The 7,716-nt window shown below is 66.6% G+C and carries 5 protein-coding genes and 2 pseudogenes; 6 read left to right on the forward strand and 1 reads right to left on the reverse strand.

Annotated elements, in window-relative coordinates; genetic code table 11:
- A partial coding sequence (locus A6302_RS23175) for a hypothetical protein (protein ID WP_169833624.1) occupies positions 1 to 622 on the forward strand: 622 nt, incomplete at its 5' end.
- Between the two features lie 241 nt (positions 623 to 863).
- A complete protein-coding gene (locus A6302_RS18240; protein WP_083255891.1) occupies positions 864 to 1,529 on the forward strand; it encodes an acylneuraminate cytidylyltransferase family protein in 666 nt (221 codons plus the stop codon).
- 111 nt (positions 1,530 to 1,640) lie between these two features.
- On the opposite strand, the gene A6302_RS18245 is transcribed toward A6302_RS18240, so the two are convergent.
- Positions 1,641 to 3,482, reverse strand: coding sequence for a M3 family oligoendopeptidase (locus tag A6302_RS18245; protein WP_069308233.1), 1,842 nt, complete (start codon positions 3,480 to 3,482; stop codon positions 1,641 to 1,643).
- Positions 3,483 to 3,852: 370 nt separating this feature from the next.
- Between A6302_RS18245 and A6302_RS18250 the strand changes: the two genes are divergently transcribed.
- From A6302_RS18250 to A6302_RS18265, 4 genes and pseudogenes are all read left to right on the forward strand, one after another.
- The gene (locus tag A6302_RS18250) at positions 3,853 to 5,508 is read left to right on the forward strand and encodes a sigma-54-dependent transcriptional regulator (protein WP_069308234.1); all 1,656 of its coding nucleotides are present in this window, start codon (positions 3,853 to 3,855) and stop codon (positions 5,506 to 5,508) included.
- A 222-nt stretch (positions 5,509 to 5,730) separates the two neighbouring features.
- Positions 5,731 to 6,378: pseudogene (locus A6302_RS24855) on the forward strand (L,D-transpeptidase scaffold domain-containing protein); the annotation flags it as partial.
- A 179-nt stretch (positions 6,379 to 6,557) separates the two neighbouring features.
- Positions 6,558 to 7,397 carry a L,D-transpeptidase family protein gene (locus A6302_RS18260; protein WP_069308236.1) on the forward strand — a complete coding sequence of 280 codons (840 nt, stop codon included), beginning with the start codon at positions 6,558 to 6,560 and terminating at the stop codon, positions 7,395 to 7,397.
- 46 nt (positions 7,398 to 7,443) lie between these two features.
- A pseudogene (locus A6302_RS18265) lies at positions 7,444 to 7,716 on the forward strand (polysaccharide pyruvyl transferase family protein); the annotation flags it as partial.

Below are 7,716 nucleotides of genomic sequence, written 5' to 3' on the forward strand. Positions count from 1 at the left end.
GATCTACAAGATCACGGAAGCTGGACAGTCGGCGAATCCGGCCTTTGTAAACGACAATCTCGAGAAGATTCTCGCGCTTTGCCAGAAGGTTGTGGAGTCAACCGGCGTCAGAGACAGTCGCCAGCAAGCGGTTCTTTCGGTCCGGACAGCGCTGTGGCACTATTATATTCAATTCGGGAAGGAAGGCCTTGCCGACGAACAATTGCGCGCCATCCTGGCGGAACGCCCTCCAGCAAACAAATTTCGGATCACCTTCGGATATAATATTTGTATAAGCCTTCTCGTGCTTGCGTGCCGACAATACTATGTCGATAAGGACAAATCCGGCGCGCGCAACACCCTTATCGAAACCTACAGGGCATTCAAGGACAGCGTCGCCTGTGACACGCGCAGCGTGACATGGCTCGCCGAACTCGAAACCTGTTACCGAGCGGCTTTGATGGGACTGGCGATCAATGAGCGGCTCCGCACAGGTGGTGCGCCACTTCGCGACCAGATCGCGGAGGTCTGCGACATTGCCTTGCGGATCAAGACCGACAACTTCCGGATAGCGGCCATGAAATTCATTACGGGCGAAGTCCCGAAGATACCGAAGGCACCAAAAGTGAAGGCGCTGCCGTAACTGTCATTCACAGATCTTTCTCTTCAAAGTCCCAGACTTGAGAATGCCAGAAAGTTGAAGTCAAAATTCGTCAGACTTACGGAAAATTTTGCACGACATCACCGCCTTGAACGCCGGCCGCGGACACGTCCAGCCTCACAGGACGGGACGGCCACAGGACGCCTGACGATGCGATCGAGGATGTGACAGGAGACATGATGACCACCATCGGATTCATCCCCTGCCGGGCCGCAGCGAGCGCGTGAAGAACAAGAACACGCGCCCCTTCGCCGGCTTCGAGAACGGGCTGATCGAACTGAAGCTCCGGCAGTTCCAGAAGGTCGCCGGGCTCGACAGGATCATCGTCTCGTCCAACGATCCGGTCGTCCTCGACTACGCCGCGCAGTTCGCGGCCGCCGAGGACCCGCGGGTCGAGCCGCTGCCGCGCCCGGACGAGTTTGGTGTCAGCGCCACGTCGATGGGCGCCTTCATCCGCGACTACATCGCCCATCTCAGCGAGGACGGGCACCTGTTCTGGAGTCACGTCACCCACCCATTCGCTACGGCCGAGGTCTACGAGCGGGCGCTGGACGTCTATCGCGAGCGGATTTCCGAGGGCTACGACTGTCTCGTCAGCGCCACGAAGATCCAGAAGTTCCTGTGGCGCGACGGCAAGCCGTTCAACTACGACAACACGGTGGAGCGCTGGCCGCGCAGCCAGGATCTCGAACCGGTCTGGGAGATCAACCACGCGATCTACGCCATTCCCTTCGAGGTGATGCGCCGGTCCGGCGACCGTGTCGGCGATCGGCCCTTCTTCTTCGAGATGGAGGAGAAGGAGGCGATGGACATCGACTGGGAAGAGCAGTTCAACCTGATGGACGAGATCGCCCGCGCACGGCGTGTGGAAGGCCGCTCGTTGCTGTGATGAAGGAGCAAACCCCGCAGGATCACGACCGACTGTGAGCCTGCGGGTTTGGTGTTCAAGGGCGCCGGCCTGTCACCGGCGCCCTCCCTGTTGCTCAGACGGCTCCGGTCCTCACGCCTCCATCGCCTCCAGTTCCCCGATCATCCGCTCGATGAGCGAGAGGCCGATCTGCCAGAATGCCGGGTCGGTGGCGTCGAGGCCGAAGGGGGCGAGGAGTTCGGAATGGTGGCGGGTGCCGCCGGCCTTGAGCAGGGCGAAATACTTGTCCTGGAAGCCCGGCTCCGCCCCCTCGTAGACGCCGTAGAGCGAGTTCACGAGGCAGTCGCCGAAGGCATAGGCGTAGACGTAGAACGGCGAATGGATGAAGTGCGGGATGTAGGTCCAGTAGGTCTCGTAGCCGGGGCCGAAGGTGATCGACGGCCCGAGGCTCTCGGCCTGAACCTTCAGCCAGATTTCGCAGATCTGCTCCGACGTGAGCTCGCCCTCGCGTCGGGCCGAATGGATCTCGCGCTCGAAGGTGTAGAAGGCGATCTGCCGCACCACCGTGTTGATCATGTCCTCCACCTTGGAGGCGAGCAGCGTGCGCCGCTCGGCCGGCGTCTGGGTCTTGGCCAGCAGCGAGCGGAAGGTCAGCATCTCGCCGAAGACGCTGGCGGTCTCGGCCAGCGTCAGCGGCGTCGGCGCCATCAGCGCGCCGTTGTGCCCGGCCAGCACCTGATGCACGCCGTGGCCGAGCTCATGGGCAAGCGTCATCACGTCCCGGGTGCGGCCCTGGTAGTTGAGCAGCACGTAGGGATGCGCGCTCGGCACGGTCGGATGGGCGAAGGCGCCCGGCGACTTGCCCGGCCGGGTCGGCGCGTCGATCCAGTTCTCGTCGAAGAAGCGCCGGGCGATCGCCGCCATGTCCGGCGAGAAGCTGCCATAGGCGGTCAGCACGGTCTCGCGCGCCTCGTCCCAGCCGACCGGCCGGGTCACCGCGTTGGGCAGCGGGGCGTTGCGGTCGTAGTAGGCGAGCGTCTCCTTGCCCATCCACTTCGCCTTGAGCGCGTAGTAGCGGTGCGACAGCCGCGGATAGGCGGCATGGACGGCGGCCACCAGCGCATCGACCACCTCCCGCTCGACGCGGTTGGACAGGTGGCGCGCGTCGGCGATGTCGGCAAAGCCGCGCCAGCGGTCGGAAATCTCCTTGTCCTTGGCCAGCGTGTTGGTGATCAGCGTGAAGGTGCGCAGGTTGGCGCGGAAGGTCTTGCCCAGCGCCTCGGCCGCGGCCTTGCGCTTGGCCTCGTCCGGCTCCTGCAGCAGGTGCAGCGTCGGCTCGATGGCGAGGTCCTCGCCGTCGACGTCGAAGCGCAGCGCCGACATGGTCTCGTCGAACAGGCGGTTCCACGCCCCGGCACCGGTCACGGACTTCTCGAGGAACAGCTCCTCGACCTTGTCGTCGAGCTGGTAGGGCTTTTCCTTGGCAATGTCGGACAGCCACGGGCGATAGTGGGCAAGGCACTCGTCGCGCTCGAGCGCCGCCTGGATGTCGACATCATCGAGCCGGTTCAGCTCCAGTTCGAAGAACAGCAGCGACCCGGCCGCAGACGTGATCTTCTCGCTGGCATCGCCATAGAACTTGGTACGCTTGGGGTCGGTCGTGTCGCCGGCATAGACGAGACCGGCGTAGGACATCACCCGGCCCATCAGCTCCTGAAGCTCCTCGTAGGCGGCGATCGTCCTGCCGAGTTCGCCGCCCTCCATCTCGGTGGCGAGCCGGCCCTTGTGGGCTTCGGAAAAGGCGCGGGCCAGCGTGCCGGCGCGGACGAGGTCGAGGCGGAAGGCCTCCGAGTCCATGCCGGGATAGAGCGCGGAGAGATCCCACTCCGGCAGGTCGCCGAGGCTTGGGCGCGAATTGGCGCGGGCGGTGGCGGCCTCGGTGTCGAAGACGGCGGCGGGAAGGTCGGAGGCCATGGGCGTTCCTCGTTGTCGCGGCGGCGATCGCCGGAAAGGTGCACGTGTCGCGGCGGCGCGGCGCGCGACGTCCGTGTCATCCATATTGTGCCCGGACACCCGCGATCAACTGGCGAAAGCGTGACATCGATGCGGCGGCGAGGACATTCCGCCCCTTGTGCGCCTCTGCGGCCCGCTCCCCTCCGCCGGGGCGCGGCAAGGCGGCATACGAATTTCATCGTATCTCTTTGCAAGTCTTAAACGCCTGTTTACCCCGGCCGGCGAGAATTGACCCGAATTGGCACATTTGCCCGCATTTCCGCCCGTTGCGGAGGCTGCGGCGTGCACCCGGCCGTGGCCGGGACGGCGTAATCCGGAAAGTATCTGCGTCATGGCCGGCCGAATCCTCATCGTCGACGACGATCCGATCCAGCGGCGCCTCCTCGAGGAGGCGCTGCGCCGATTCGGCTACGCGCCGGACAGCGTCGACGGCGGACCGGCGGCGCTCGCCTATCTCGGCGAGCCGCGCGGCAGCGACATCGACCTGGTGATTCTCGACCTGGTGATGCCCGAACTCGACGGCATGGCCGTGCTGGAGCGGCTGGCCCGCGCCGGCTTCGACCGGCCGGTGATCGTCCAGACCGCCCGCGGCGGCATCGACACCGTGGTCGGCGCCATGCGCGCCGGCGCCTTCGACTTCATCGTCAAGCCGGTCAACCACGAACGGCTGCAGGTCGCCGTGCAGAACGCGCTGAAGGTCACGGCCCTCGAGGGCGAGATCCAGCGGCTGAAGAAGACGGTGGCCGGCACTCTCACCTTCCGCGATCTGGTGACCCGCTCGCCGGCGATGGAGCGCGTGATCCGCCTCGGCGAGAAGGCCGCCGTGTCGATGATCCCGATCCTGATCGAGGGCGAATCCGGCGTCGGCAAGGAGATGATCGCCCGGGCGATCCAGGGCACCTCCGACCGGCGCAGCCGGCCGTTCGTGACCGTCAACTGCGGCGCCATTCCCGACAATCTCGTGGAAAGCACCCTGTTCGGCCACGAGAAGGGCGCCTTCACCGGCGCGGTTGACAAGCATGTCGGCAAGTTCCAGGAGGCCCACACCGGCACCCTGTTCCTCGACGAGGTCGGCGAACTGCCGCTCGACATCCAGGTGAAGCTGCTGCGCGCAATCCAGGAGGGCGAGATCGACCCCGTGGGCGCGCGCCGGCCGGCCAAGGTGGATCTCCGGATCATCTCGGCGACCAACCGCAACATGATCGACCTCGTCAAGGAAGGCCGCTTCCGCGAGGATCTCTATTACCGGCTCAACGTCTTCCCGATCCACGTGCCGCCGCTGCGCGAGCGCCGCGAGGACATTCCGGACCTGACCCGCCACTTCATCGCCCGCTTCGCGGCCGAGGAGGGCAAGCGCAAGGTCACCGGCCTGCGGGCAGACGCGCTCGACCTTCTGACCAGCTACCACTGGCCGGGCAACATCCGCCAGCTGGAGAACACGATCTTCCGCGCCGTGGTGCTGTCGGACGGCGACGTGCTGACCGTCGACGAGTTCCCGCAGATCGCCGCGCAGGTCGGCCACGCCTCGGCGCGCCGGCGCGTCGAGGACCCGTTGGGGCAGACCTCCCCCTCGTCAGGCGCCCCGTCCGGCGTGCCGGACGACGGCATGATCGGCAAGGCGATCACCGGCAGCCCGTTTGCGGGCGGCGAGAGCCGCAGCCTGTTTGCGGACGCGGCCCTGCCGCGGGCCTCGACACCGGTAGCCGCGGCGCCCGTGCCGATGTCGCCGATGATCGGCACCGCGATCGGCCGCAACGGCACCGACCCGGCGCCCTTCGGCTTCCTGCGCTCGCTGGCCGACGACGGGCACATCCGCTCGCTGAATTCGCTGGAGGAGGACATGATCCGCCTCGCCATCGAGCACTACGGCGGACGGATGGCCGAGGTCGCGCGCCGGCTCGGCATCGGCCGCTCCACGCTCTACCGGAAGCTCAGGGAATACGGCCTCGATGGCGGTGACGCAGAGGACACTGTGGCCGCCGAGTGACGCCCGGGAACCTTCTTGAAGGGTCGCGCTGTCGCCCCTTGCAAGCTTTTTCGTCCGCGGTCCAAAGATGGTGAACGAGGAATGATGATGAAGCGCTCGATTTTAGCCATCCGATACGGCGGTCTCTCGCGGCTGGCGCTGGTTGCCGCCCTGCTGGCCTCCGGGCCGGTGGCCGCCGCGACCGATCTTGCCATGCAGACGCCGCTCGCGCCGGCCGCCCCGATGGCGCCGCAGCGCGATGCGCTGTCGCTGGCGATCGAGAACGTGCTCGCCGACCTCTCGGCCGACCGCACCGTGATCGGCCAGAAACGCCGCGACGCGGTCACCGCCTTCTACGCCGAGCGCGGCTTTGCGCCGGTCTGGACGAAGGACGGCAAGCCGACGCAGGCCGCCTGGGACGTGGCCGGCGTGATTTCCCGCGCCAGCGAGGACGGCATCGATCCGGCCCATTTCGACCTGCCCCAGATGGCGTCCGGCAGCCCGGCCGAGGTACCCCAGGCCGAGGTCCCGGCGACCGAGATGCCCGCCGTCCAGACGACGCCGGTCCTGTCCGGTGCGCCCGATCCCGCCGACCCGGACGGCGGCGTTCCCGAGACGGTCGCCGTCGACGTCACCGGCGCGTTGCCGCCGGTCACGCCGACCGCCACCTGGGACCAGGCCGAGCGCGAGGTGAAGCTGTCGCTCGCCGCCCTCGCCTATGCCGACATCGCCAGTTCCGGCGCGGTGTCTGCCAGTTCCATCAGCAAGAACATCACCCTGAAGCCGCAGCGGATCGATCCCGCCGCGGCGATGCGCGAGATCACGGCCTCGGCCGATCCGGCGGCGACGCTCGCCGCCTTCAACCCGCCGCAGGAGGCCTATCGCGCGCTGCGCAGCAAGCTCGCCGAGGTGCGCAACCGGCCCGAGACGATCCCGCCCGCGCCGATCCCGATGGGCGAGACCCTGAAGCCCGGCATGCGCGACGGCCGCGTGGCGATGCTGCGCACGCGGCTCGGCGTCGCCGAGACCGCGACCGACGCGACGTCTACGATGCCGAGCTCGCCGCCGCCGTGCGGGCGTTCCAGAAGACCGCCGGCCTCTCCGACGACGCGATCATCGGCCCGCGCACCCTCGCCGTGCTCAACGGCGAGGACCGCGACGAGGAAGCCGAGATCATCGCCAACATGGAGATGTGGCGCTGGATGCCGCGCGATCTCGGCACGGACTACATCCTCGTCAACGTGCCCGAGTTCACGCTGCGCGTGGTGCGCGGCGGCACGGTGGCCCACACCGCGCGCGTGGTCGTCGGCACGGAGAGGAACCAGACGCCGATCTTCTCGCACAAGATGGAATACATCGTCGTCAATCCCTACTGGAACGTGCCGGTCTCGATCGCCACCAAGGAGATGCTGCGCGAGATCCAGGCCAATCCGGCCGGCTATTTCATGCGCCACGGCTACGAGGCCGTCTACGAGGGCAAGGTCGTCGACCCGACCATGATCTGGTGGGACGAATCGACGATCCGCAAGGTGCGGATCCGCCAGCCCCCGGGCGAGGCCAATGCGCTCGGCAACATCAAGTTCATGTTCCCGAACGAGCACGCCGTCTACCTGCACGACACCCCGTCGCGCAGCCTGTTCGGCCGCAACTTCCGCGCCTACAGCCACGGCTGCGTGCGGGTGGACGAGCCCTTCGCCTTCGCCGAGGCGATTCTGGCCGGCGAGCCGGACGTGACGGTCGACCAGCTGAAGGCGATGGTCGGCGGCAAGGAGCGGCACATCAACCTCAAGCACGGCCTGCCGGTCCACCTCGCCTATTTCACCACCTGGGTGGACGACGCCGGCGTGCTGCAGATGCGCGACGATCTCTACGGCCACACCAAGGCGGTGAAGACCGCGCTCGGGCTGTAGACGCACGCGTTTCACGCCCGGAACAACCTCGTCAGAGGCATCTTCGATGCGGATCAAGATTGTCGGCGACCACTCGCACTACCACTGTGGAAGCGCGGCGGTCATCCGAACCCTTCACGCGCATTACTCGGGCGTGGAGTGGGTCGCCAAGGACGCCGACGATTACGATGTCCTGATCGTCAACGGCGAAGGGACGATGCATCATTCCCGCGGGGAGATCGGCGGCAAAGGTTTCCGGACAAAAATGGCCGCCTTGCGCGAGGCCCTCGAAAAGGGTCGCCCCGCGCATCTGGTCAATTCGGTGTGGCAGGAAAATACC

Source organism: Methylobrevis pamukkalensis (assembly GCF_001720135.1).
GTDB classification, from domain to species: Bacteria; Pseudomonadota; Alphaproteobacteria; order Rhizobiales; family Pleomorphomonadaceae; genus Methylobrevis; species Methylobrevis pamukkalensis.

Coding starts and splice junctions, on each gene's coding strand:
- A6302_RS18245 (WP_069308233.1), bottom strand. CDS start 3,482: ATGGCCTCCGACCTTCCCGCCGCCGTCTTCGACACCGAGGCCGCCACC.
- A6302_RS18250 (WP_069308234.1), top strand. CDS start 3,853: ATGGCCGGCCGAATCCTCATCGTCGACGACGATCCGATCCAGCGGCGC.